The 21,999-nt window shown below is 60.5% G+C and carries 30 protein-coding genes; 12 read left to right on the top strand and 18 right to left on the bottom strand.

Features of this window, described 5'->3' with window-relative positions:
• Positions 1–21 precede the first annotated feature (21 nt).
• The 3 genes from WDN02_RS05990 to WDN02_RS06000 form a co-directional block, all read right to left on the bottom strand.
• On the bottom strand, positions 22–339 hold the full coding sequence (locus tag WDN02_RS05990; RefSeq protein ID WP_337292622.1) for a hypothetical protein: 318 nt from the start codon (positions 337–339) through the stop codon (positions 22–24).
• A gap of 68 nt (positions 340–407) precedes the next feature.
• A complete protein-coding gene (locus WDN02_RS05995) occupies positions 408–644 on the bottom strand; it encodes a hypothetical protein (RefSeq protein ID WP_337292623.1) in 237 nt (78 codons plus the stop codon).
• Positions 645–812: 168 nt separating this feature from the next.
• Positions 813–1,100, bottom strand: coding sequence for a general stress protein (locus WDN02_RS06000; protein ID WP_337292624.1), 288 nt, complete (start codon positions 1,098–1,100; stop codon positions 813–815).
• Positions 1,101–1,307: 207 nt separating this feature from the next.
• On the opposite strand from WDN02_RS06000, the gene WDN02_RS06005 reads away from it, so the two are divergent.
• Together WDN02_RS06005 and WDN02_RS06010 are read left to right on the top strand one after the other, a co-directional pair.
• Positions 1,308–1,631, top strand: coding sequence for a hypothetical protein (locus WDN02_RS06005; RefSeq protein WP_337292625.1), 324 nt, complete (start codon positions 1,308–1,310; stop codon positions 1,629–1,631).
• Positions 1,628–2,188: a hypothetical protein gene (locus WDN02_RS06010; RefSeq protein ID WP_337292626.1), complete on the top strand. Its 561-nt coding sequence runs from the start codon at positions 1,628–1,630 to the stop codon at positions 2,186–2,188. The genes WDN02_RS06005 and WDN02_RS06010 overlap by 4 nt, the downstream gene beginning before the upstream one ends.
• A 22-nt stretch (positions 2,189–2,210) precedes the next feature.
• Here the strand turns inward: WDN02_RS06010 and WDN02_RS06015 are convergent, their stop codons facing one another.
• Positions 2,211–3,032: a response regulator gene (locus tag WDN02_RS06015; protein WP_337292627.1), complete on the bottom strand. Its 822-nt coding sequence runs from the start codon at positions 3,030–3,032 to the stop codon at positions 2,211–2,213.
• A 431-nt stretch (positions 3,033–3,463) separates the two neighbouring features.
• Between WDN02_RS06015 and WDN02_RS06020 the strand changes: the two genes are divergently transcribed.
• Both WDN02_RS06020 and WDN02_RS06025 read left to right on the top strand, forming a co-directional pair.
• Complete coding sequence (locus WDN02_RS06020; RefSeq protein ID WP_337292628.1) at positions 3,464–3,661, top strand: NepR family anti-sigma factor; 198 nt, start codon at positions 3,464–3,466, stop codon at positions 3,659–3,661.
• On the top strand, positions 3,658–4,269 hold the full coding sequence (locus tag WDN02_RS06025) for a sigma-70 family RNA polymerase sigma factor (RefSeq protein WP_337292629.1): 612 nt from the start codon (positions 3,658–3,660) through the stop codon (positions 4,267–4,269). The genes WDN02_RS06020 and WDN02_RS06025 overlap by 4 nt, the downstream gene beginning before the upstream one ends.
• A 16-nt stretch (positions 4,270–4,285) precedes the next feature.
• Here WDN02_RS06025 and WDN02_RS06030 read toward each other — a convergent pair whose 3' ends face one another.
• Positions 4,286–4,738: a hypothetical protein gene (locus WDN02_RS06030; protein ID WP_337292630.1), complete on the bottom strand. Its 453-nt coding sequence runs from the start codon at positions 4,736–4,738 to the stop codon at positions 4,286–4,288.
• Between the two features lie 182 nt (positions 4,739–4,920).
• On the opposite strand from WDN02_RS06030, the gene WDN02_RS06035 reads away from it, so the two are divergent.
• The 3 genes from WDN02_RS06035 (at position 4,921) to WDN02_RS06045 (ending at position 7,454) form a co-directional block, all read left to right on the top strand.
• On the top strand, positions 4,921–6,726 hold the full coding sequence (locus tag WDN02_RS06035) for a hypothetical protein (RefSeq protein WP_337292631.1): 1,806 nt from the start codon (positions 4,921–4,923) through the stop codon (positions 6,724–6,726).
• 100 nt (positions 6,727–6,826) lie between these two features.
• Positions 6,827–7,117, top strand: a complete 291-nt coding sequence (locus tag WDN02_RS06040; protein WP_337292632.1) for a hypothetical protein — start codon at positions 6,827–6,829, stop codon at positions 7,115–7,117.
• Positions 7,101–7,454, top strand: coding sequence for a hypothetical protein (locus WDN02_RS06045; RefSeq protein ID WP_337292633.1), 354 nt, complete (start codon positions 7,101–7,103; stop codon positions 7,452–7,454). Before WDN02_RS06040 ends, WDN02_RS06045 begins: the two co-directional genes overlap by 17 nt.
• Before the next feature lie 52 nt (positions 7,455–7,506).
• Here WDN02_RS06045 and mscL read toward each other — a convergent pair whose 3' ends face one another.
• From mscL to WDN02_RS06085, 8 genes are all read right to left on the bottom strand, one after another.
• Positions 7,507–7,938 carry a large conductance mechanosensitive channel protein MscL gene (mscL, locus tag WDN02_RS06050; protein ID WP_337292634.1) on the bottom strand — a complete coding sequence of 144 codons (432 nt, stop codon included), beginning with the start codon at positions 7,936–7,938 and terminating at the stop codon, positions 7,507–7,509.
• Between the two features lie 123 nt (positions 7,939–8,061).
• Positions 8,062–8,859 carry a bifunctional hydroxymethylpyrimidine kinase/phosphomethylpyrimidine kinase gene (gene thiD, locus WDN02_RS06055; RefSeq protein WP_337292635.1) on the bottom strand — a complete coding sequence of 266 codons (798 nt, stop codon included), beginning with the start codon at positions 8,857–8,859 and terminating at the stop codon, positions 8,062–8,064.
• Positions 8,859–9,383 carry a DUF2937 family protein gene (locus tag WDN02_RS06060; protein WP_337292636.1) on the bottom strand — a complete coding sequence of 175 codons (525 nt, stop codon included), beginning with the start codon at positions 9,381–9,383 and terminating at the stop codon, positions 8,859–8,861. Before WDN02_RS06060 ends, thiD begins: the two co-directional genes overlap by 1 nt.
• An 88-nt stretch (positions 9,384–9,471) precedes the next feature.
• Positions 9,472–10,476 carry a WD40 repeat domain-containing protein gene (locus WDN02_RS06065; protein WP_337292637.1) on the bottom strand — a complete coding sequence of 335 codons (1,005 nt, stop codon included), beginning with the start codon at positions 10,474–10,476 and terminating at the stop codon, positions 9,472–9,474.
• A complete protein-coding gene (locus WDN02_RS06070; protein WP_337292638.1) occupies positions 10,476–11,564 on the bottom strand; it encodes a GTP-binding protein in 1,089 nt (362 codons plus the stop codon). The genes WDN02_RS06065 and WDN02_RS06070 overlap by 1 nt, the downstream gene beginning before the upstream one ends.
• 92 nt (positions 11,565–11,656) lie before the next feature.
• Positions 11,657–12,541: a metal ABC transporter permease gene (locus tag WDN02_RS06075; RefSeq protein WP_337292639.1), complete on the bottom strand. Its 885-nt coding sequence runs from the start codon at positions 12,539–12,541 to the stop codon at positions 11,657–11,659.
• Positions 12,453–13,301, bottom strand: coding sequence for an ABC transporter ATP-binding protein (locus WDN02_RS06080; RefSeq protein ID WP_337292640.1), 849 nt, complete (start codon positions 13,299–13,301; stop codon positions 12,453–12,455). The genes WDN02_RS06075 and WDN02_RS06080 overlap by 89 nt, the downstream gene beginning before the upstream one ends.
• Positions 13,302–13,307: 6 nt before the next feature.
• Complete coding sequence (locus WDN02_RS06085; protein WP_337292641.1) at positions 13,308–14,204, bottom strand: zinc ABC transporter substrate-binding protein; 897 nt, start codon at positions 14,202–14,204, stop codon at positions 13,308–13,310.
• Positions 14,205–14,379: 175 nt separating this feature from the next.
• On the opposite strand from WDN02_RS06085, the gene WDN02_RS06090 reads away from it, so the two are divergent.
• Positions 14,380–14,961, top strand: coding sequence for an SCO family protein (locus WDN02_RS06090; protein ID WP_337292642.1), 582 nt, complete (start codon positions 14,380–14,382; stop codon positions 14,959–14,961).
• Between the two features lie 118 nt (positions 14,962–15,079).
• On the opposite strand, the gene WDN02_RS06095 is transcribed toward WDN02_RS06090, so the two are convergent.
• Positions 15,080–15,850 (bottom strand): transporter substrate-binding domain-containing protein, encoded by a 771-nt coding sequence (locus WDN02_RS06095; protein ID WP_337292643.1) that lies wholly within the window; start codon positions 15,848–15,850, stop codon positions 15,080–15,082.
• A 386-nt stretch (positions 15,851–16,236) separates the two neighbouring features.
• Here WDN02_RS06095 and WDN02_RS06100 point away from each other — a divergent pair, with 386 nt between their 5' ends.
• The gene (locus WDN02_RS06100) at positions 16,237–16,752 is read left to right on the top strand and encodes a hypothetical protein (RefSeq protein ID WP_337292644.1); all 516 of its coding nucleotides are present in this window, start codon (positions 16,237–16,239) and stop codon (positions 16,750–16,752) included.
• A 115-nt stretch (positions 16,753–16,867) separates the two neighbouring features.
• Here the strand turns inward: WDN02_RS06100 and WDN02_RS06105 are convergent, their stop codons facing one another.
• From WDN02_RS06105 to WDN02_RS06115, 3 genes are all read right to left on the bottom strand, one after another.
• On the bottom strand, positions 16,868–17,278 hold the full coding sequence (locus tag WDN02_RS06105) for a type II toxin-antitoxin system HicB family antitoxin (protein ID WP_337292645.1): 411 nt from the start codon (positions 17,276–17,278) through the stop codon (positions 16,868–16,870).
• 9 nt (positions 17,279–17,287) lie between these two features.
• The gene (locus tag WDN02_RS06110; protein WP_337292646.1) at positions 17,288–17,476 is read right to left on the bottom strand and encodes a type II toxin-antitoxin system HicA family toxin; all 189 of its coding nucleotides are present in this window, start codon (positions 17,474–17,476) and stop codon (positions 17,288–17,290) included.
• Positions 17,477–17,543: 67 nt separating this feature from the next.
• The gene (locus tag WDN02_RS06115; RefSeq protein WP_337292647.1) at positions 17,544–17,786 is read right to left on the bottom strand and encodes a hypothetical protein; all 243 of its coding nucleotides are present in this window, start codon (positions 17,784–17,786) and stop codon (positions 17,544–17,546) included.
• Between the two features lie 7 nt (positions 17,787–17,793).
• On the opposite strand from WDN02_RS06115, the gene WDN02_RS06120 reads away from it, so the two are divergent.
• The 3 genes from WDN02_RS06120 to WDN02_RS06130 all read left to right on the top strand — a co-directional run bounded on the left by WDN02_RS06120 (position 17,794) and on the right by WDN02_RS06130 (position 21,233).
• Positions 17,794–18,246: a glycosyltransferase gene (locus WDN02_RS06120; RefSeq protein WP_337292648.1), complete on the top strand. Its 453-nt coding sequence runs from the start codon at positions 17,794–17,796 to the stop codon at positions 18,244–18,246.
• A 105-nt stretch (positions 18,247–18,351) separates the two neighbouring features.
• The gene (locus tag WDN02_RS06125) at positions 18,352–19,050 is read left to right on the top strand and encodes a glycosyltransferase (protein WP_337294879.1); all 699 of its coding nucleotides are present in this window, start codon (positions 18,352–18,354) and stop codon (positions 19,048–19,050) included.
• Positions 19,051–19,511: 461 nt separating this feature from the next.
• Positions 19,512–21,233 (top strand): lysine--tRNA ligase, encoded by a 1,722-nt coding sequence (locus WDN02_RS06130; protein WP_337292649.1) that lies wholly within the window; start codon positions 19,512–19,514, stop codon positions 21,231–21,233.
• Positions 21,234–21,241: 8 nt separating this feature from the next.
• Here the strand turns inward: WDN02_RS06130 and WDN02_RS06135 are convergent, their stop codons facing one another.
• Positions 21,242–21,934, bottom strand: coding sequence for a hypothetical protein (locus WDN02_RS06135; protein WP_337292650.1), 693 nt, complete (start codon positions 21,932–21,934; stop codon positions 21,242–21,244).
• Positions 21,935–21,999: the final 65 nt, after the last annotated feature.

Below are 21,999 nucleotides of genomic sequence, written 5' to 3' on the forward strand. Positions count from 1 at the left end.
CGTGACTTCAGCGCCGTCGCATCAGCGCAAAGGCAGACACGTCCAGTCGCCACGGACGTCCCGATAGAGGCGCCGTTCGGCATGCTGCCAACGCAGGCATGAATGCCGCGACGGGAAGCACAGCTTTTCGTCATGCCAATCGACCTGCGCCGTCGGCGAATTCGGCGCATACGTGGCCGTGCCGCCGGAGAAGTGCCCGTACCAGACCGAATGCCACGGCAGCAGGCTTGCGTCGCAGGCGATGCCATCGCCGAAAATGGGCGGTTTGCCGATGTCGGTGCCGGCGTGCGCCGCGACCGATGCCAGGAAGAGAAAGACTGAAGCGAGGAGAAAGCGCATGCCAAGGGTTCCGCAGCGGAGCAAGTCACGTCACTATAATTGTAGTGCCGCGGCTTGATAAGTGCGGCCTAATTACGAACCGATTCGTTGCTGATGGCTGTGCGCATGAAATAATAGAGAAGCACCACGCCGCACAGCGCGAAGAGGCCCTCAAGAACGTGGCTGATCACCGGGGATAGCTGCAAAAGGCCACCGAGCGCCCAGCCCGCAGCCCAGGACGCACCGACCATCTCGGTTCCCACAAGGATGGCGACCGCGATGAGCGTCGAAACATGTAACCAGTTGATCGTGCCGCGCTCAGGCAAATCCAGAACCTATCCGCTCCCGCCGCACAGGCGGCGAGGCGGCAATAGACCATCGGCTTGCCAGGGGCAAGTTGGATTGATGAATGTTTCTGCCGCAGAGCCGCCAGCAGGTGCGTCGCGCGCACGCTGCTCAGGTTTTCGCGATTGATCGGTCCCGATGGGCTACGATCAATTCTTGGCGGGCTGCTTGGGCCCGCCGTGCGAGGCATGGCCGCCCTTGCGGCCGGCTTCGGACGCGAGCTGATGGTTTTGCGAGAAGCTGCGCTTGTTCGGGCTGACGCTCTGTCCGCCCTTCCGGCCGGCCTGCGCGGCGAGTCCAGGGTTTTGCGAGAAGCTCCGCTTCTCATGCGGCACGCTTTCGCCGCCCTTGCGAGCAATCGCGCGCTGCTTCTCCGGGTCCATAGAGGCGAACCCCCGCGTCGACGATCTTGTTGGAATATCAGTGGAATGTGTCATGTATTGCCCTCTTCGATAAGGCCTAGATGTGGGTGGCAACGCATGGTTCCGGCGAAGGTTCCAAATTTGACGGTCGAATAAGCCTTTTGTCGCAGTCCGGCAAAACGGCGCCGTTAGCGTTAAATTCCTATTGGGCGCCAAGGGGTCGAGACGATTTGCCGTTTCAGGCGTTAAAGTGGACTTCAAACATGGGAAATGGAGATGACCATGGCGGATTTGAAAAGCATCGGCGATCAGGCGACCAGTGATTTGACCGAGGACCTGACGGCTCTGCGCGATGATATTTCGAGGCTGTCGGCCTCCGTGCTGGAACTTGTGCAGCAACAGGCGGCAACGACCAAAAGTCAGGTTTTCGACGCCGTCGATGGCGCGCGGCAGCGGTTCGCGGATCAATCGGCTGAGGCCAAGGATCGGCTCGGCGCGCTGACCACCGACCTCGAATCAACGATCGAGCGCAATCCCTTCACGGCGATCTTCGCTGGTGCGCTCGCGGGCTTCCTCATCGGTATTCTGGTGCGCCCGACCCGATGAACAACTTTTTAGCGCGCCAATTGCGCGAAATCACCGCGACCGCCGAGGCGGCCGGCGGCCGGCTGGTTGCGAGCCTTATCGTGTCCCTGATCGGGGCGCTCGCTCTGCTGGCGGGGCTCGCCTTTTTGGCGGTTGCGCTGTTTCTCAAAGTTGCCGCACTCGCCGGCGCCGTTTACGCGGCGCTTGCGGTGGGCGGCGCGTTCATTTTGGTGGCGCTCATCGCATTGCTGATTCTGAGTCTTCGACGCCCGGCAAAGCCGGCGGCGCCCAAACCCGTCACAGAACAGCAGAAGGTTGCGGCCGCGGCAGCGGCGGAAGTGGCGGCCGAGAAAGTGGAACGGCGGGCGGTGCTCTCCGCCAATATCGATGAAACCCTCGCGCCGGTTCTGGACGCATTACATCAAGCCAACAGACAGCCGGAAGAGCTTATCCTGCGGGTTGGCGCGGAACTTACCAAGCAAACCGGCGGCTTCGGCCTCATCGCCCTCGCGGTGGGCGCGGGGTTTCTGGCAGCACGACAAATCTCAGCCGATAAAAGGCGCCCGCCGGCTTTATAGCCGGCGAGGAGCCTGGAAACTTTCAGACCAGTGCGGCTTTTTCCGGCGGCGCCTTGCGGTGAGAGCGGCGATCGAAGAACAGCGCCTGGCTGATTACCGCCTTCAGGCTGTCGACGCCGAAGGGCTTGGTGATGAGAAAAGCCGGTTCCGGCGGTGTGCCGGTGAGGAAGCGCTCCGGATAAGCCGTAATGAAGATCACGGGCAACGAGAAATCGTTCAGGATCTGGTTGACGGCATCGAGGCCGGAGCTTCCGTCCGCTAATTGAATATCGGCGAGGATCAAACCGGGGGTCGAGGTCTTCGCTGCGGCGACGGCTTCATCGCGCGTACGTGCGATCGCCACGACGCGGTGGCCCAATTCTTCCACCAGCATCTGAATGTCGATGGCGATGAGCGGCTCGTCCTCGATGATGAGAACATCGCTATGGATCTGCTGTGAAATCTCCTTGCCAGCGCGATCGATAAGTGCCGTCGCCTCATCCGGTGAGCATTCGAGAATGCGGGCGACATCAGGCGTGTCGAAACCTTCAAGCGAACTCAGGAGGAAGGCGACGCGCGGCTGAAGCGGAATCGCCTCGAGGTTTCGCAACGCGCCTCTCTCGTCCGGCGATGTTGGGGCTTGGTCGACGAAGCCATTGATCGGCATCGACTCCCAGACCTTCAAAAAAAGGCGGTAGAGTTCGACGCGGACATCCGCATGGCCCGAGAAAGCTGCCGGTTCGGCGACAATAGCTTCCAGCGTCGCGAGTACGTAGGCGTCTCCGCCGGCCTGGGTTCCGGTCAAAGCCCGGGCGAAGCGCCGCAAATAAGGGACATGCGCGGATATCGCTTTCGATACGGACATTCTCAAGTTCCTCCAGACCACATTCACTCGAAAGCTAATGCTTGGGAAGAAATTTAGTTCCCGTCCAAGGAACCTTTGTCAAAACACGGCGTTTCAAGTCGGGGGAAGACTAAATCATAATATCGCTAAGGTCTGATGCCGGCCCGAAATTCTTAAACGCTTCGATTTCACGTAAAACACGATCGGATGAGAGTAAAGGGCTCGGTTGCCCGCGTAGAGGCGGTTTCCGCCAATGGGGTTGGGTTTCGCCGATGGATCAGAACGGAAAACGAAATAAGGGCACGCCAGTGACGAGACCTATAAACCTTAAACCCCGGAACGTTGCATTGTCGTCACGCCATTCGGACCCGCCCCAATCTGATGAAGCCAAGCGCGGGGAGTCTTCCGCGCCCTCGTCCCATCAAGAGGCCAAGGGTTTAGCAGGTGTGAGCATGTTGCCGGTTTCGCGCCGCAAGCAGGCCCCCGGCCCGGAGATCGTCGAGCAAATCGGTCATCGCCTCGCATCCGTTTATAATTCGGTGCTTGCGCAGCCGATTCCTGACCGTTTTCTCGATCTTCTGGCCCAGTTGGAGGCCGGCGAGAGTCAAGGCGAGCCGGGCGAGAAATCCGTGAAAGAGGAGAAGCGGTGACAGGTGTTCCGACCAACGCGGCGCCGCAGCCGAGGCAGGCCAGCGCGCAGATCAAAGCGGATCTGATCGCGGTCATTCCGAATTTGCGCGCTTTCGCGGTTTCTCTTTGCGGGAATCCGGACCGTGCAGACGATCTCGTGCAGGAAACGCTGGTCAAGGCGTGGGGCAATCTCGATTCTTTCGTCGAGGGCACCAATCTGCCCGCGTGGCTTTTCACCATCCTGCGCAATTTCTACTATTCCGAATATCGCAAACGCCGGCGCGAGGTCTCCGATCCCGACGGCATAATCGCGACGAAGCTCGCAACGGCGCCGGCGCAGAACGGCCATATGGATCTGCGCGATTTGCACGACGCCTTGCAGCAATTGCCGGGTGATCAGCGCGAGGCGTTGATCCTGATCGGCGCGTCGGGCCTTTCGTACGAAGAAGCGGCAAACATTTGCGGCTGCGCCATCGGGACAATGAAGAGCCGCGTCAACCGCGCGCGCAACCGTCTCGCAGATATCCTCGCGATCCATTCGACGAGCGAATTGGGCCACGGGGAAGATTGGCCGCTCAACGATCCGATGGCCGTCAGCCATCACCTGTCGAAGACAGGTAGCGATTAGCGTTTTCGCGTGTCCGTCATTTGAACGGGAAAGCGCGTCTTAGCTGCGCTGCTTTAATTCGTGTTCCCGCCGGTCGATCAGCATATTGGCGGTTTTCATCCGCGCTGTCGCGATTTCTGCGAGGCGCGGATGCCAGCTTGTCAGGGTGGTTGCGACGCGCGAAGCTGCGGCGAATGCGGGCAAGATCGTCAAGATTTCTTGCGGCCGCAAGATCAAGCTCCGCCGCGATGCTGTCTTCATCGGCTGTCGCGTCGAAGAGCGGCATTTGGAAGATATCACCAGCGTTTTCGCGATAAGCGTCGTGTCGTTTCGGCGTGGCGACGGCTTCGGCAGCCTCCACGAAAATATGAAACAGCCAATCCTGATTGACGGGAGCCGGCGGGCCTTCGTCCTCGCCGAACTCATCATGCGGCGCGTGTGCGACATCCTCGAGGACATCGGCGAAAGACGGCTGCCTGATCGGCGGCATTAGAAACTCCGGCTGATTCCGGGCGCATTCAAACGACTGGCGCTTAAGATTGAATTAACTACGCCATGTCCCGAGCGTCGCCGCGTACGCATCCGCGAAATCCCGGCCTTCCGTAACGCGGCGTAAAAGCTTTTGTCGCAAAGGATTTGTTCGGTGGATTCACAAGAGCGCGATGTGACAGCATGGAGATGACCGAAGCCGCGACCGAAGCGCTGCCTGCGGCGACGCGAAGCAAGCCTCTGCCGGTTTCGATTCTGATTCTCGCGGCCCTGGCGCTGGGGCTCGTGATGTCATCCGCCGATCTTCACAGCGTATGGCAGCACGGCACGTTTGCCGATTCAGACGACGCGATGCAGCTCGTCGAGGTTCGCAATTTCCTTGCTGGACAGAACTGGTTCGACCTGACTGTCGCGCGGCTCGATCCGCCGCATGGAATCTTCATGCATTGGTCGCGATTCATCGATGCGCCGCTCGCGCTCCTGATCAAAACCTTTGAACTCTTCATGCCCGTCGATGCCGCCGAGCGGCTGACGCGCATTTGTTTTCCGCTCTTGCTGCAGGGCCTGCTCTATGTCGGCATTGCGCGACTTGCGCGCCAACTTGCAGGAAAAGCGGCGATTCTTCCCGCGATTGTCCTCACATTGCTGAGCGGCATGAACTATACGCAATTCCAGCTCGGGCGCATCAATCACTCAGCTTCGCAAATTGTTCTGCTCGTCTTCATGCTCGGCAGTTTCATCGACGCGCTTGATCCGGCGCATGCGCGCCGGGCAGCTTTCGTCGGCATTCTCGCCGCGATTTCGCTTGCGATAAGCCTCGAAAACCTGCCCTGGATTTTTGTCTTCGCCGCGCTTGCAATTATATTTTTTGTGGTTCGCGGCGCGGAGATGCGGACACACCTCATCGCATTTGGCGTGGGTCTCGGTGTCGCGCTGCCGCTCACTTACGTCGCGACGATCGGACCGGCACGCTGGCTGGATGAAAGCTGCGATGCGTATTCGCTCGTCTATTTCGTGCCGGGCCTCGCAGGTGCCGCGATGCTCATCCTTCTCGGCACCGTCTCGCTGTGGCTTAAAAGCGTGCCGGCGCGCATCGGCGTCGCTTTCGCCGCCACTCTATGCGTCGGTGGCGCGGTCGCATTCGGCAAGCCGATCTGCTTTCTCGATCCCTATGCCGGGATCGATCCGCTTCTGCGCGATGTCTGGCTGAAAAACGTCGAAGAAGCCTTGCCGCTCTCCCGCTATTTCATCATGCGGCCTTCGGCGGCCATCATTATGTTGATGCCTGTTTTGTTTGGCTTTGCGGCGGTGGTCGCGGCGTGCCGCATGGAGCGGGGCCTCGCCCGTCTGCGATGGCTGACAATCGCTTCGCTTGCCGCGGCCGGCCTGCTTATGTGCTTCTGGCAGATCCGCATTTTCAGTTTCGTCGGACCGGTCGCGTTGCTTGGCGGCGCTTGGGCGATAGCCCGTTGGCGCGATCGTCTTTCGCGGGGCCGCTGGCACGAGGCCTCGGCGCTCGCGCTCATTCTTGTCCTGCCGTTTTCGTCGATTGGATGGGCGCTTGCGGCGATGGGTTTTCCGAGCCCGGCACAAAAGCAGGAGCACGCGCGCGCAGCCTGCCTCGCCTCATCCGCTTTCGTGCCGCTGGCGCAATTGCCGCCGGGATTGATCGCGGGGCCGATCGACGCCGGCTCGCACATTCTGGCACTGACACCGCATTCGGTGCTGGCGGCGCCGTATCATCGTGACAATCACGGCAATCGCGTTGCGCTCGACGCCTTCCTCGCCGCGCCAGCTCAAGCACAAAGCATTTTGCGCGCGGACAATGTGCGCTATGTCGTCAATTGTTCCGGCTTCGGTGAAATGAAAGCGTTAGCGAAGCGCGCGCCCAATTCTCTTGCGATGCACATCGTCGCGAATACGCCGCCAGCCTGGCTGGCGCCCTTCCCGTCTAGCGGCGCGTATCAAGTCTTCGTGATTCGTCCGTAATCGCAGGCGTTTCATCGCGAGATTGCAAAAGCTTAATTTGAAGGCATTGCAGTGCGAGCCTAGCTCTCTTTGATCGATTCACGTCGAAGGGAGGTCATCGATGAAACCGCGCTTGCCATTCGTTCTCATTCTTGCCGGTCTTGCCGGTTGCGGGCTCACGTCTCTCGCCATCAACGCTCAGGCCGATCCCGTCTCGGGGCAGACGACAGAGCAGTCATCACCAAGCGATGCCTCGTCGAACGATACTCCAGAGCATTTCCATTTTTCGGACGCGGATCGTGCGGCCTTTCTTGATGCGCGGATCGCAGCTCTTCATGCAGGCCTCGTGCTGACGCCGGCGCAGGAAAAGCTCTGGCCCGTCGGTCGAGAGCGCCTTGCGCGAGACGCATAAAGTCATCGCCGGTCAACGCGCCGCGCGCCGCAACGGCCCGCGTCCCGCTGATCCTGTCGCGTGGCTGCAACGTGCCAGCGACAACACGATGGCGCGGGGCGAAGCGTTGAAGAAATTGGCCGATGCCGCCGGGCCCTTGTATTCATCGCTCAACGATGATCAGAAAAACCGGCTGCCGTTCCTGCTGCACGCCGCGCATTTTCATTTCTTCGGCGCGCGTTTTGCCGCCAATGACGGCTGGCATGGACATGATTGGCGCGGCGACCGCGGCGGCGATGATTCGCAAGGCCGCGACGACGAGAGCGATCACGCACCGGACGGTGGCAATCTTCAGTAAGTCTCGACTTTATAATTTGCCTTCGCCCGTATGGGCGAAGGCACGCGCCGGATTATTTCGCGCTCTTGGCGAGAAGGTCGCGGATTTCTGTCAGCAGAACTTCTTCTTTCGTCGGGGGTGCTGCGGCTTCTTCGGCCTTCTTTTCCTGCACGACTCTGGCGCGCAGCATATTGATGCCGCGCACGACGAGGAAAAGCACGAAGGCGACAATCAGAAAATTTATCACGATTGTTGCGAAGCTGCCCCAGGCGAGCACGGCGCCCTGCTTTTTCGCATCGACCAGAACATTCGATGTCACATGATGCGACAGCGGCAGGAAATAGTTGGAAAAATCGAGGCCGCCCGTGATCGCGCCGATGACCGGCATGATGATGTCATTGACAAGCGAGTCGACAATTTTGCCGAAAGCAGCGCCGATGATCACACCGATGGCGAGATCGACGACATTGCCGCGCATCGCGAAGTCACGAAATTCCTTCCACATGCTCTCACCCCCTTCTTGAAAACCGCCGTAGGAACCTACGTCATTTGCATTTGAATGCGATTTGTTATTCGGGTGGAAAAAGCATCTCCGAAGTGCCGCATCGCACGCTGCACATTCCGCCAGTTACCAGAGGCCGCTGAAATGATGAAGCGGCCCCGAGCCCTGGCCGACGTTCAGTTTATCGGCACCGGCCAGGCTCGCGCTCACATAGGCTTTTGCGGCTTCGATCGCGGTGGCGAGGGGAAGATCGTTGGCGAGCCCCGCGGCGATCGCCGAAGAGAGCGTGCAGCCCGTTCCATGCGTGTTCTTGGTTGCGATGCGAGGTGCGGCGAAGACGCGCTCGATATTCCCGGCACATAAAATATCGACAGATTCGGCACCCGCGAGGTGCCCCCCCTTTACGAGGACTGCACTGAATCCGGCGCGGCACAGCTTGGCGGCGATCGCACGCATCTGTTCGATCGAGGCGGGAACCTGATCCTGGGCCAACTTTGCCGCCTCGGCGAGATTGGGCGTCACCAGCGCTGTCAGCGGCGCGAGATAATGGATCAGCGCCGCGGCGAGATCCTCCGTGGCGAGTGTGTCGCCGCTGGAGGCGCGCATCACGGGATCGAGCACGACATAAGCGGGCTTGTGGACCGCAAGCCGCTGCGCAACCGCTTCGATATTGGCGATCGTGCCCAACATGCCGATCTTGACCGCGGCGATCTGGATGTCGGCGAAAAGCGCGTCGATCTGCGCGGCGAGAAAATCCGGCTGCACCGGCATCAGCGCGCCGACGCCCTGGGTGTTCTGCACGGTCGAGGCGCTCAAAGCCGCGACGCCATAGCAACGCAGGGCGGCGAAAGTCTTGATGTCGGCCAACACGCCGGCACCGCCCGAAGGGTCGAACCCGGCGATGGTCAGGACGTTCGGAATCATCAGACCTCGATGACCTCCGGCTCCTGCCGCGGCCCGAAAATCTTCTTTCGGTGCCGAACAGGTAGGCCGATCAGATGCGTCAGAATCCAGCCGAAGACGAAGCCGATGACACCGGAAATGAAGCCGTCCGGCGTCGTCGGAACAGCGGGTTGGTAAGCCTCATAGGCGCGCTGCGCGATGGTCGGATCAAAGGTCTCGGCAAGCGCGATCCATTTCGAGATGACGTTCGTCGAATTGAACGCGGCCGCGCCCCTGCGGAGCCGCGCCAGCCGGTTAACGATGCGCTGCATCTCCGCACCGCGCCCCTGCGCCAGCGGATCGGGATTGGCTTCGAGCCGGTTCACGGCTTGTGATTCGTTCAGATGTTGCGCAGCGGCTTCCGAATCAAATTGGCTGACGATGGTTGCGAGTTCGTCGATCGCGCCGCCCAGCCGCTGCTCATACTGCTGCCAGAACTCCGGCGCCTGAGTCGAGGCGAAGCCGAAGACGAAAGCGAAGAAGAGCGCGATGCGGTTGAGGATCATGCGGGCTCCCGATGCGCCGGCGCCGCTGACCGGCACTCGGATATCATTATCGCCGCGTCACTATAAGCGATCGTGATGCACCCGGCGATCAGCCCGGCATTTCGAGAAGCCCGGCTTCGCCCGCGCCGGTGCCGAAAAGGAGACGGCGGCCGTCGCGGTTCCAGGCGAACGCCGTGATCGGGTCATGCGTTCCGGCCTCGGTCCGGCGGATCAGGATTTCGGCGCCATCGGTCATCCGACAGAGCAAAATCCAGCCGTCCTCATAGCCGATCGCGACAGCGAGCGCCTTGGGATGGCAGGCGACGCGCGAAACCTTGACCCGGCGCACGCCGCATTCGCGCGGCTGCTTGCCCATCGGGCCATCCTTGTCCTTGAACGGCCAGACGATACAGGCCTCGGCGCCCGAGGTCGCCAGCCAGCGGCCGTCATGGGACCAGGAAAGCGAGCGTGTCTTCGCCGGATAGCCCGACATGCGCATATCGCGTTTGTCGGAGAGCCGCCAGCCATGCAGGGCGTTTTCCTGCATCGAGGTGACGAGGAAGCGGCCATCGGGCGCGAAGGTTGCGTCGAGATGCGCGCCCTTCCAGTCGAGCAGTTCGGGCGGCGCATTCGTGTCGGGAAACCAGAGCGACGCGCCATTATAATGGGCGATGGCGAGCCGATAGCCTTTCGGCGCGAAGGCGAGGCCGCGAACGGTGGACGGCGCGTTAAAATTCTTCAGCCGGCCTTGCGCATCGCGGGCGAAGACCTGCTTGCCGCACGACCAGGCGAGTGCGCCATCTTCGCGCGCGGCGAGCGCATCGATCCACTTGCCGTCTTCGCGGAAGATTTCCTCATGCGTCCCGTCGGCATTAAGCGCCACGATACGTCCGTCATCGCCGCCGGTTATGAGCCGTTTGCCTACCATTGCGGCGACGAGGATCGCGCCGTCGGGATGCAGCGGGATTCGGTCTTCACTCTGGTCCTCGACCCGCACGACTGTCCCGTCGCCGAGCGCAAGCACGCCGACCGGGCCGAGAAAGGCCGCGGCGGTGACATGCGCCCCAGCGGCAATCGGGCTGACGCGATCGGTCAGGGATGCTGTGTCGTCCATCAGGCGGCGCAGGCCAGGAAGCCCTGGCGGATCTCGTCTTCCTTGAGATGTTTGCCGATGAAGACGACGCGGCTCATGCGCTTTTCGTCGGGGCGCCATTCGCGCTGCACGTCGCCGTCGAGCATCATATGCACGCCCTGAAAGACGAAACGCTTCGGCTCGTTCTTGAAGGACAGAATGCCTTTCGAGCGCAGGATCGACGGGCCTTCCTTCTGAAGGTAGTCGTTGAGCCAGGGCAGAAACTTTTCGGGATCGACATCGCCGTCGAGCGACAATGCGACCGATTGCATATCCTCGTCGTGATAATGTTTGAGGCCGTGCTTGTGGCCCTCATGCTCGTGACCGTGGTCATGATGCGCGTGATCGTCATGCGCATGATGATCGTGGCCGTGATCATGGTGATGGCCATGATCGTGGCCATGATGGTCGTGATCATCCTCATCGGTTTCGAGAAAATCCGGCTCGATTTCCAGAATCCGGTCGAGATCGAAGGCGTTGCGACCGAGCACCGCGTCGAGCGGGACGGCACAATTCACGGTCTTATGGAGCTTGGCGTAAGGATTGATCGCACGAATGCGCGCTTCGACTTCGCGTAATTCTTCCGGGCTCACGAGATCGCTCTTGTTGAGCAGGATGACATCGGCGAAGGCGACCTGGTTCTTGGCCTCCGGCGCATCCTTGAGCCGTTCCGACAGCCATTTGGCATCGGCGACGGTGACGACGGCGTCGAGCCGCGCAACGTCCTGCACGTCGGCATCAACGAAAAAGGTTTGCGCCACCGGCGCCGGATCGGCGAGGCCCGTCGTCTCGACGATAATCGCGTCGAACTTGCCCTTACGCTTCATCAGCCCTTCGATGATGCGGATCAGATCGCCGCGCACCGTGCAGCAGATGCAGCCGTTGTTCATTTCGAAGATTTCTTCGTCGGCGCCGACGACCAGATCGTTGTCGATGCCGATTTCGCCGAATTCGTTGACGATCACGGCGAATTTCTTGCCGTGCGGCTCGCTCAGGATACGATTGAGCAGCGTCGTTTTGCCCGCGCCGAGATAGCCGGTGAGAACGGTGACGGGAATTTTTTCGGCCATGCCAAACTCCGGGGAAATGATCGCGGGCGCCAATCTAGCGCGCATCGTGGCCAGAATAGGGGTCTCCGCGCGCCAGTTTTGCCGCGCGCTAGTCAGGCCGCGCGCCAGACACCGATCTGGCGCGGCGCCGCGGCCAGCGCATAGATAAGGGTGCTGAGCGCCGTTATCCAGAAGCTCGTCGGCCAGTCCGTATAGAAGGCGAGCGTGAGGCCGCCCCAGGCTTCGGCGAGCGCGAGGAGCGCCGAGAGCAGAACGCCGGCGCCGACCCCGCTCACCAGCCGTTGCGCTGTCGCGGCAGGGCCGACCATCAGGGCAAAGACCAGCAGCACGCCGACGATCTGGGCGCACTCGGCCGTCGCCAGCGCCACGATGGCGAGAAATACGACGGAATAAAACCGCAACGAGACGCCCTTGGCCTCGGCAAGTTCCGGTTGCAGGCTGGCAAAGAGGAGCGGACGCGACACGATCGCGAGCGTCACAAGGCAGATCGCGCCGAGGACGACGAGGATGCCGACCGTCGGCAGATCGACGCCGAGCACATTGCCGAACAGAAGCGCCGTGGCGTGGGTCGCGAAGCTCGTGAAGAAATGCAAAAACAGCAGGCCCAGTGCCAGCGAAAAGGCGAGCACGATGCCGATCGCGACATCCCGTTGCGCCAGCTTTTCGCTTATGAATCCCATGAGGATGCCAGCGGCGACGGTCATCGCGACAAGGCCCCAGAGCGGCGCGATGCCAACGAGGACGGCGCCCGTCGCGCCGGTAAAACCGACATGCGCCAGCGCGTGGCCGGCGAAGGTCTGCCCGCGCAGCACCAGGAAATAACCGACGGAACCCGCGACGATCGCGACCACCGTCGCCGCGGCGAAGGCGTTGCGCATAAAATCATATTCAAACATGCGAATGGTCTTCGTGGGCATGGCTATGCGCGTGGTCGTGCGCATGATCGTGTTCGTGCCGATGATCGTCACGCTCCACATCGTGGCCGCCGGACATCACGAAGATCCGATCGCGAACGCGAATGACGTCGATCGGCGCGCCGTAAAGTTTCGAGAGAACCGCTGGCGTCACGACGTCTTCGACCGATCCCAGCGCCGCATGTCCGCTGCCGAGATAAAGCACCTGATCGATGGCGTTGAGCAGCGGATTCAATTCATGCGCGCTGAAAAGCACGGTGATCCCAAGATCGGTTTGCAACCGCTTGACCAGTTCCACGGCCTCCTGCTGGCGGCGCGGATCGAGGCTGATCAGGGGTTCGTCGAGGAGCAGCAACTTCGGGTCGCCGATTAGCGCCTGCGCCAATAACAGACGCTGGCGCTCACCGCCCGACAGCTCTGTGAGCGGCCGGTGCGCAAGCTGTTCGGCGCCGACCAATTCGAGCGCCCGGTGAACCTGCGCCCGCGTCTCGGCATTGAGAATAGGCAGACCCGGCCGGAAGCCGTCCGCGACGCAGGCGACAAAGTCCCAGCCGCTGATCCGAAGCGCCGGCAAAGCCGCGGCAGTCTGCGGCCGGTAGCCGATTGCAGGATTGCCGCGCGTCGCCGGCTTTTCGAGCACGCGGATCGTGCCATTCGTCGGGGCCAGCAGGCCAAGAATGGCCCGCATCAATGTCGTCTTGCCGGCGCCATTTGGCCCCAGCACGCCGATGAATTGGCCGGCGGGAATGTTCAGGCTGATGTTCGCCAGGACATCGTGCCCGCCAAGCGCCAGTGTGACGTCACGCAATTCGACGGCGTTCATGAGCCTCTATTTCGGCAGGGCGTGATCGACAGCATCGAGTTCGCTTGACATCCATTGCTGATAGGCCTTGCCGAGCGGCTCGGTTTCGGTCGCGCCGACGACGGGGATGCTGGATTGCTTCGCCAGCTTCTCCATGCGTTCCGCCACCGGGTCGGACGCCTGACTGTTATATACTAACATGACGACTTTGTGGTTTTTTAGATCGTCCTCGAAGCCGGCAACATCGGAGGCGCTTGGCTCCGTATTGTTCATGACCGCGATCTGGAAGCCTTGATTGCGGCTGGTGAGGCCAAGCGCATCGAGCATATAGCCGAAAACAGGTTCGGTTGCCGTAACGGCACGGCCTGCGAGCCGGGCATGAAGCGTCACGATCTTGGCGCGGATCGGCTTTAGCGAGTCCTCGAATTGCGTCAACCGCTCACCATAAGCGGCCTTATGCGCCGGATCGATAGCGCCGAGATCGGCCGCGAAAGCCTTGGCGAAGGCGGTCATAATATTGATGTCGTACCAGATGTGCGGATTGTCGCCGGATTTCTTGCCGACGAGATCGGCAACGACGATGCTCTTGCGGTCGGTGCTGTTGCTCGCGCTCAGAAGTTTCTGCACCCAGGGGTCGTAATCGGCGCCGCTGGCGATGACGATCTTGGCCCCCGAGATCGCCCGCGCGACCGAAGGGCTCGCCTCGAAAAGATGCGGATCTTCGTCGGGGTTGCTGAGAATGCTCGTCACGCTGACATCGGCACCGCCAATTTGCTTGGCCACGTCGCCATAAAAGTTTTCCGCCGCGACGACGGCGACGGGCGTAGCTTGTGCTCCGGCAGGGCTCACGGCCGCGCTGGCCACGGCGAGGGCGAAGAAAAGCTTTTGGCGATGCGCGCGGATCGCGCCAATGGGGAACGGCATGGGAAAACCTCTTAAGACTGCCACGGACAAAAGCCGCTATAACGTAATAGTATAACATTTACGGCAATCTTCGGGCACCGCCTTGGTCACGATTATTTTATGAAACGTGCCACATGCCAATTAGGCGCAGGGTGCCGACTTTTTATCGCCTGACTTTTCTTCTAAGTGCCACCGTATGTCCCGCCGCCTCGTGCTTCCCTTCGCCATCCTCGTCCTCGGTTTCGCCGGCATCGGGCTCGGATCGTTTCTGACTCTTTCCAAACAGGCGGGCGCGCCGGTTCCGTCCATCGGCGGTCCATTCCGGCTCGCGTCGTCAAATGGCGGCGAGGCAACGGACGCCGATTTCAAAGGCCATCCCTTCCTGGTTTTCTTCGGCTACACGCATTGCCCTGACGTCTGCCCGACCGAGCTTTTCCAGATGTCGCAGATGTTGAAGGCGGCTGGAGCGGATAAGCCGGTGAAAATTCTCTTCATCACCGTCGATCCTGAGCGCGATTCTGCACCCGTGATGAAGCAATTTCTGTCGAGTTTCGATTCGCGGATTGTTGGCCTCACCGGCACAAGAGCGCAGATCAATGCGGTCGAGAAGGAATATCGCGTCTACGCCCGTAAAGTGCCGTCAGCAAACGGGAAGGATTATTCGATGGACCACACGGCGGTTATCTATCTGATGGATAAGCAGGGGCAGTTCGTCTCGGCTTTCGATATCGAGCGGCCACCGCAGGTCGCGGCACAGGATCTTGAAGCCTATCTCTGACGCGCCTTGGAGCATGTTCCAAAAAAGTTGCATGACTTTTTCGATCAAAACAGGCTCCAACATGATGAATTGGCGCGATTTATTATCGACCAGATGGTTCATCCGGTCGGAAAGCGCGCTAGTAAAACCCGATCGGGAAATATTTGAGGTAGATGTCGGTGTAGACCCCGCGCCGGGCGAGATCGACCAGGGCATAATCAAGCGCGCGGCGTAAATCGTCGTTGCCCTTCTTCACCGCGATGCCGACGCCCTCGCCGAAATAATTGCTGTCCGTATAAGGGCCGCCGCGAAAGGCGCAGCAATTGTTAGAATCCTTGCCCGCCAGCCAGAAGCTCGATGTGATCGCATCTTCGAAGAAGGCGTCAGTCTGGCCGCCGCGCAGTGCCGCATAGAGTTGCCCGCGATTGGCGAAGGCCTGCCGCCTGACATGCGGAAAGAAGGCCTTAAGATAAGCCTCATGGGCGGTGCCACCGATCACGCCGACGGTCTTGCCGTCTAACCCCTCGGGCGTCGCCTCCAACGTTGCGCCCGTGCGGGCCACAAAACGCGCCGGCGTCGTGTAATAGGGCGCACTGAATTCAAACCGCGTGCGGCTTGCGGCATCGATCCGCAATGAGGCAATGAGGGCGTCGCCGTCCCCCGCGTTCAGCGCGTTCTCAAGAAGGTCGAAGCGGCGTGCCTGAATGGTGCAGGCAATCTTGAGGTCTTCGCAAATTGCGCGCGCCAGATCGATATCGAAGCCGGTCAGCGTCCCGTCCGCCAAAGCGAAATGAAACGGCGGATACGTGTCGTCCGTGAGAAATCGCAAAGTATGCAGGCTGCCGAGGTCGGGCTTTTCGAGACGATTTTGCAGATCGAAATAGCCCGGCACCGTTACGGCTTGTCCCAAGGCGAAAGTTGGGGCGAGAGTCGCCGCCGTTAACGCAACGAGAAGAAGAATTCCCGACGCGCGCCTTGCGCGAAAATATGTCTTGCTGAAAATGCCCATGGTTAAGCTAAAGTAAAAATCCGTTCGAGCGTTTGTTGTCAGCGTATCCAAGGCGTTTGTCTTGTCCCCGACATGGTTGCAGAGAGCGCCCCTTCGCGGCGGCGGTAAGGGCCTTGGCAGATCAACGCGCGTCAATTCGGTCCCGGCGCGAAAATCTTCCGCCGCCAAATCAAATGAATCCCTCGCCTTCGCACCCTCGACCTCCTCGCCCGCACGCGGCACATCGCACCTGCCGAGCGAGATCGGCTTTCTCGCGCACTATGGCGTCTCCTTCGCGCGTTTGGCAAATGCCGTGGAAACGGCCGATAGGCAAGGCGTCACGGCGGACCGCGTTCTCATCGCTGAAGGGCAAATTTCCGAAGACTATTTTTTATCGGGTACTCGCGCGTCATTTGCGGCTGATGTTCACCGATGAGCATGTCGCCCTCAAGGCTGCTGCCGCGCCCTATCCGCAAATGATCGAAGCGGGCGCGGTCGCTTTGGCGCCGGGTCAGGGTGCGGCCTTCCTCGTCGCCCCGCGCGGCGCGGCGATCGGCCGCTTGATCGCGGCCCTAAGCCGGCGTGGGTCAGGCACCAATATCGCTCTCACGACACCGTCACATCTGTCACGGCTCGTTCGCCAAGCTGCGCGCCGTGACATCGCGCGCGCCGCGAGTTTCGACCTCCCGGACCTCGACATCAATCTTTGCGCTAGGGGCGGTATGAATGCGGTGCAGGGCGCGGCACTTGCAACTCTTGGCAGCGTCGCAGCATTTTTTGGCTATCCGGAAGTTAGCGTGGGTAAGCCGTCTGGCCTGACATAGAGATCGGCACCGCGGCGATCGACATGATGACGGCAGTCACGGCGGCAAATAGCGCCGCTCAATACATTCGGTTCGTATGTGGCCGTCAGCCAGATCCCGACCGCCTTTTTGCGATTTAGGCGGCCCTGCTCGCTAGTCTGGATTTGGCGGCCTTTGCGAGATATCCTGATCGCGTTTCGCCACCGGCCTCGGCTGCCCGATCAATGCTTTCGAGCAACGTTTCGTCCATCGTGATGTTGACGCGTACCGACTTGCCCGGCAGGTCGACCGGAACAAGCGCTATAACGGCATCGACAAAATCTGCACGAAGCGCAGGATCTTTGCGCAATTCCGCGAGGCTGCGCAGAGCTGGCAGAGGATCGCCATCCTCGGCCATGCCAGCTACATGAAAGGCAAGCGTATCACGGCTGCGTGCGATGGCTTCTTCTGCGGACTTGCCTCCAGAGACAACGCCGGGAAAATCCGGGAATGAAATGCCGAAGCTGCCGTTTTCCTCGTGCAGCAGCGCATAAACTTCCTGTGCCATCTCAATCTCCTACCATTCCCAATTTGCTTGCCGATAGATCGAACGAAGCGTCCCGGTCGGGATTTCTCGCACCCCCATATCCAGCGTCACCTTGCCAGGCTTCGTCCGGTGGGCATATTGCACATGATCGCCGGGTCCTTTGCGCTTCACCGTCCAGCCGTCTTCCGCCAGGAGCTTGGCGATTTGCTTCGGCGTCATTGGGCTGTGTTTCGGCATTCGCTTCGCCATGTCTATGTGTGTATTGATACACATTCTTGGTCGCGTGTCAATGGTATGCGTATTGATGCGTATTGCAAGGCGATGCGCCTTTATTCTCGCTGTCGATCTTGGCCGCCACCCACGTTATTTTCCGCTTAGCCCATTTTTTCTGCCCCTGGCGCCGGCTGCGTCCGTCATCACAAGCACCGCTTTCCTCGGCCTTATTCTTCTTGCAACATTTTTGGCTGCGTCTTTCGGCCTGCGCTGCGTCTCCTAAACCAGCGCCGCCGCCGTCGCGCGCGCTCAGCAATGATGAATTGCCTTTATATTCAATGGTGATCGCGCTTTATCGTGAGGCGCGCGTCGTGCAACAACTTCTTGCCGCCATCGACGCGCTCGCCTATCCGCGCGCCAAGCTGGATGTGAAACTCGTTCTCGAACAAGACGATCACGAAACGTTTGAAGCCTTGCAGCATCTCGGCATGCCGCCGTTCTGCGAAGTGATCGTCGCGCCGCGGGGAGCGCCGCAGACAAAGCCGCGCGCTCTCAATGTCCGATTGCCGTTGTTCAGAGGCAAATTGGTTGCGGTCTACGACGCCGAAGATATTCCGGATCCGCAGCAGCTTCGTCTCGCGGCCTCGCGGCCTCGCGTTTCGCTGCGGCGCCGGCGAGCCTCGCCTGCCTTCAGGCGCAGCTTGCAATCGACAATATCGGTGACGGTTGGATGCCGGCGCTTTTCGCCATCGAATATGCCGCACTCTTTGACGTGATCAATCCTGGACTCTCGGCTCTCGGAATCCCGTTTTCGCTCGGCGGTACGTCCAACCATTTCCGCGGACTTATGTAGCAAGCTCACTTCAAGGTGAGTTTGCTACATAAGTCCGCATTTCCGCACGGATGTCTTTCGGCGTGTTGGCGGCTGGGATGCTTGGAATGTCACGGAGGACGCCGACATCGGGTTTCGCCTCGCGCGCTTTGGCTATGATTCCGAAACATTGGCCTCGACGACCTATGAGGAAGCACCGATCTCGCTCGCCGCGTTCTTCAAGCAACGGCGGCGCTGGTGCAAGGGCTGGTATCAGACTTTCATCGTCCTTTGGCGCCGGCCGCGGCGCCTGTTGCAGCAGGCAGGGTTTGCGCGCAGTGGCGCGCTGACACTGGCTCTGCTGGCGAATATTTTGGGTTCGTTGGCCGCGCCTTTATGCGCCATCTGCGTCGGTGCGGATGTTTTGCTCGGCGCCAAAGCTTTCCCTGCCAATGTCTGGGAGGATGCGCTTGCTGCTTTATGGACGATGGTGATTGTGGGGGGTGTCCCAACGGTCTTGTGGCCGGCGTTCAAAGGCATGAAACGGCGCAGGCTGTTGCATGTTTGGCCGGTTTTGTTTTTGCTGCCCGCCTATTCACTCATCATCTGCGCAGCAGCGTGGGTCGCATTGTATGACCTCTTCCGGCACCCGCATCATTGGTTGAAGACGGAACATGGGCAAGGCCGCCGCGGCGCGCAGCGAAGTGATTCGAAGACGTTTAATCAGGCCGCTGGGTTCGGCCGCGCGCGATTAAGAATTTTCGGCTGACGCTTTCGGACATTTCCATATAGGCGTTGCTCGCGTCTTCGAAGAGTTCGCCCAGTTCAAGAGGTATTTCCGCGCGGCGTTGAAGGAGTACGTCGAGCATCATTTGATGATCGGCAAGCGCTTGTCGTAAAGAGCTTGAGAGTCCTTCGAGGACGATTTTCGTTTCGGCTGAGCGCCAAGCTGGTGTTGGCGCGGGGGAGGCGCTTTGGGGGGAGCGAGGAGGTTGGTTCATGGTCATGTTCTGCTCAGAGCCCAGAGAGTCGCCGCCCAAACAGCTTGTCATCGGAGCGGCGAGGTTGAATAGGTAGCCATAAGGCGCAGGCGAACTGACCCATCTGCCCTCTTGACTGTTTTCCTTTTCGACGCCTCGCCGACGCAGGAATTGCCGACGCGGCCATTTGATAGTAGGGCCTCGTGCCACGCCGGTTGCGTGCTGGCGCACACATCCGGGACATAGCGATATGACTGCCTCAGACGATCGATCCGCCACGCCGCTCACGCTTCACGCCGCGGCGAACATTGCTAGTGCGTGGCCTTTTGAAGAGGCGCGGAAAATCGTCGCGCGCGTTGCCCGCACGGGTCAGAGCGAAGTGATTTTCGAGACGGGCTACGGTCCTTCCGGCTTGCCGCATATCGGTACGTTCGGCGAAGTTGCGCGCACGACCATGGTGCGTCACGCATTCCGCATTCTCACCGACGACAAGATCAAGACGCGGCTCATCGCCTTTTCCGATGATATGGACGGGCTGCGGAAAGTGCCCGACAACGTTCCGAACAAGGACATGATTGCTGCGCATCTGGGCAAGCCGCTTACGCAAATCCCCGATCCCTTCGGCACGCATTCGAGCTTCGGCGCGCATAACAACGCCCGGCTGCGCGGTTTTCTCGATGAGTTCGGCTTCGATTACGAATTCGCCTCGGCGACAGACTATTACACGTCGGGCCGTTTCGATGCCGCATTGCTCCACATACTTGCGCGTTACGAGGCGGTGATGGCGATCATGCTGCCGAGTTTCCGGCAGGAGCGGGCGGCAACCTATTCGCCGTTTCTGCCAATCCACCCGAAGACCGGCATCGTCATGCAGGTGCCGATCGAGATTGTCGACGCGGCTGCGGGCGAGATTGCATGGAATGACCCGGCGACGAACGAGAGCTTCGTGACGCGCGTGACTGGCGGTCATGCCAAGCTGCAATGGAAGCCCGATTGGGCGATGCGCTGGTATGCGCTTGGCATCGACTATGAGATGGCGGGAAAAGATCTGATCGATTCGGTGAAGCTTTCTGGCGAGATCGTTCGCGCTTTGGGCGGCGTGCCGCCCGAAGGTTTCAATTACGAGCTTTTCCTTGATGAGAAGGGGCAGAAGATTTCGAAGTCGAAGGGCAACGGCCTTTCGATCGAGGAATGGCTGACCTATGCCAGTCCGGAGAGCCTCTCGCTCTTCATGTATCAGAAGCCGTCGGCGGCAAAGCGGCTCTATTTCGATGTCATTCCGCGTACTGTCGACGATTATCTGACTTTCCTGGAGGCCTATCCGCGCCAGGACTTGAAAGAGCAGCTCGGCAATCCCGTCTGGCACATCCATGCCGGCAATCCGCCGGCGCCGGAACTGCTGCGCCATGAAGGTCGCGGCACGGCGATCTCGTTCGGCATGCTGCTCAATCTCGCCGCGGTCGCCAATAGCGAAGACCCGCAAGTGCTCTGGGGGTTCCTGCGTCGCTACGCGCCAGATGTCACACCGCAGACGCATCCGCAGCTCGACAAGCTCATCGTCTATGCGGTGCGCTATTTCCGCGATTTCGTGCGGCCCAGCAAAACATATCGCGCGCCGGATGAGGTGGAGCGCGAAGCGCTGGAGATGCTTTCGCATGTGCTCGCCGGGCTGCCGCACGACGTCAGCGCGGAAGACATTCAGACGGCGCTTTACGATATTGCGCGGCCGATCCCGCGCTATCAGGATTTGAAGGCGAAGAGCGCCACCCCGGAGCGGCCGGGCGTCTCGAACGAATGGTTCAACATGCTTTATCAGGTCTTGCTCGGCGAAAGCCGCGGGCCGCGCTTCGGGTCCTTCGTCGCGTTGTACGGACTGTCCGAGACACGGCGATTGATCGCTGATGCGCTCGCGGGCGAACTGATCCGCCGTCACGCTGAATTTCTGGCCGAGCGGAACGGCAACGGCGCTTGATGCGCCAGCTAATGCCCAACGGGATGATGGCTGAGCCAGGATAGGGCAGAGAGATATCTCCACGCCGTCCAGCCGCCGAGACCGAGCAAAGCGACGAGAACGGCGGACCCGAAGAATTCGATGAAGAAGCCAAAGACCATGCCGAAGACATTTCGGCGGCGCGGCTTTGGCGCTGCCGCCGAGGGCTGATGTCGCGCAGCCACTTTCTCTTGTGTTTCGATCTGCGCCCGGGCGGCCTGAGCGAGGGTCGTATCGCCGGCAAGCGCCTTGTCGCGTTCGATCAGCCGCCGGGCGATATAATCGGTGATCGCCTCGACCATCGGCTCAAGCCGCTCGCCCTCGGCGATGGTCACGCGACCAAGACGCGTGTCCTGCAGAAAACGATAGGCGCGCCGGTCGCGGCCCATTTCGACGAAGGCGATCATATCGACGAAGAGGCGCGGCCGTTCGCTGGGTACGAGCGCGACATCGAACAGATCGACATCTTTCGGCACTTCGGCAATGACTGGCAGCAATTCATCCCGCAGCATTTCGAGCCGAGCGATCTCGGCGCCCCGCAATTCGGAAACGACGCGGCTGCGCTCAGCGTCATCGACACGCGCCAGACGCATGGCGCGCCGCAGCTTCTCGGCTGCCGGGGGTAGTTCAGGTTGCGCTTCGGACGGATGACTTCCGTTTGGCAGCGGGGATGCGCTTTCCAACGCCGGCTCCTTCGTTAAGACTTTCTTAACCTAGAGGAAACCGGCGCTCAGGCAAAGGCGGCGAG

It is taken from the genome of Methylovirgula sp., assembly GCF_037200945.1.
In the GTDB taxonomy this organism is placed as follows: domain Bacteria; phylum Pseudomonadota; class Alphaproteobacteria; order Rhizobiales; family Beijerinckiaceae; genus Methylovirgula.

Coding starts and splice junctions, on each gene's coding strand:
- WDN02_RS05990 (WP_337292622.1), bottom strand. CDS start 339: ATGCGCTTTCTCCTCGCTTCAGTCTTTCTCTTCCTGGCATCGGTCGCG.
- WDN02_RS06000 (WP_337292624.1), bottom strand. CDS start 1,100: ATGACACATTCCACTGATATTCCAACAAGATCGTCGACGCGGGGGTTC.
- WDN02_RS06005 (WP_337292625.1), top strand. CDS start 1,308: ATGGCGGATTTGAAAAGCATCGGCGATCAGGCGACCAGTGATTTGACC.
- WDN02_RS06010 (WP_337292626.1), top strand. CDS start 1,628: ATGAACAACTTTTTAGCGCGCCAATTGCGCGAAATCACCGCGACCGCC.
- WDN02_RS06015 (WP_337292627.1), bottom strand. CDS start 3,032: ATGTCCGTATCGAAAGCGATATCCGCGCATGTCCCTTATTTGCGGCGC.
- WDN02_RS06020 (WP_337292628.1), top strand. CDS start 3,464: ATGTTGCCGGTTTCGCGCCGCAAGCAGGCCCCCGGCCCGGAGATCGTC.
- WDN02_RS06030 (WP_337292630.1), bottom strand. CDS start 4,738: ATGCCGCCGATCAGGCAGCCGTCTTTCGCCGATGTCCTCGAGGATGTC.
- WDN02_RS06035 (WP_337292631.1), top strand. CDS start 4,921: ATGGAGATGACCGAAGCCGCGACCGAAGCGCTGCCTGCGGCGACGCGA.
- WDN02_RS06040 (WP_337292632.1), top strand. CDS start 6,827: ATGAAACCGCGCTTGCCATTCGTTCTCATTCTTGCCGGTCTTGCCGGT.
- mscL (WP_337292634.1), bottom strand. CDS start 7,938: ATGTGGAAGGAATTTCGTGACTTCGCGATGCGCGGCAATGTCGTCGAT.
- thiD (WP_337292635.1), bottom strand. CDS start 8,859: ATGATTCCGAACGTCCTGACCATCGCCGGGTTCGACCCTTCGGGCGGT.
- WDN02_RS06060 (WP_337292636.1), bottom strand. CDS start 9,383: ATGATCCTCAACCGCATCGCGCTCTTCTTCGCTTTCGTCTTCGGCTTC.
- WDN02_RS06065 (WP_337292637.1), bottom strand. CDS start 10,476: ATGGACGACACAGCATCCCTGACCGATCGCGTCAGCCCGATTGCCGCT.
- WDN02_RS06070 (WP_337292638.1), bottom strand. CDS start 11,564: ATGGCCGAAAAAATTCCCGTCACCGTTCTCACCGGCTATCTCGGCGCG.
- WDN02_RS06075 (WP_337292639.1), bottom strand. CDS start 12,541: ATGTGGAGCGTGACGATCATCGGCACGAACACGATCATGCGCACGACC.
- WDN02_RS06080 (WP_337292640.1), bottom strand. CDS start 13,301: ATGAACGCCGTCGAATTGCGTGACGTCACACTGGCGCTTGGCGGGCAC.
- WDN02_RS06085 (WP_337292641.1), bottom strand. CDS start 14,204: ATGCCGTTCCCCATTGGCGCGATCCGCGCGCATCGCCAAAAGCTTTTC.
- WDN02_RS06090 (WP_337292642.1), top strand. CDS start 14,380: ATGTCCCGCCGCCTCGTGCTTCCCTTCGCCATCCTCGTCCTCGGTTTC.
- WDN02_RS06100 (WP_337292644.1), top strand. CDS start 16,237: ATGCCGTGGAAACGGCCGATAGGCAAGGCGTCACGGCGGACCGCGTTC.
- WDN02_RS06105 (WP_337292645.1), bottom strand. CDS start 17,278: ATGGCACAGGAAGTTTATGCGCTGCTGCACGAGGAAAACGGCAGCTTC.
- WDN02_RS06110 (WP_337292646.1), bottom strand. CDS start 17,476: ATGACGCCGAAGCAAATCGCCAAGCTCCTGGCGGAAGACGGCTGGACG.
- WDN02_RS06130 (WP_337292649.1), top strand. CDS start 19,512: ATGACTGCCTCAGACGATCGATCCGCCACGCCGCTCACGCTTCACGCC.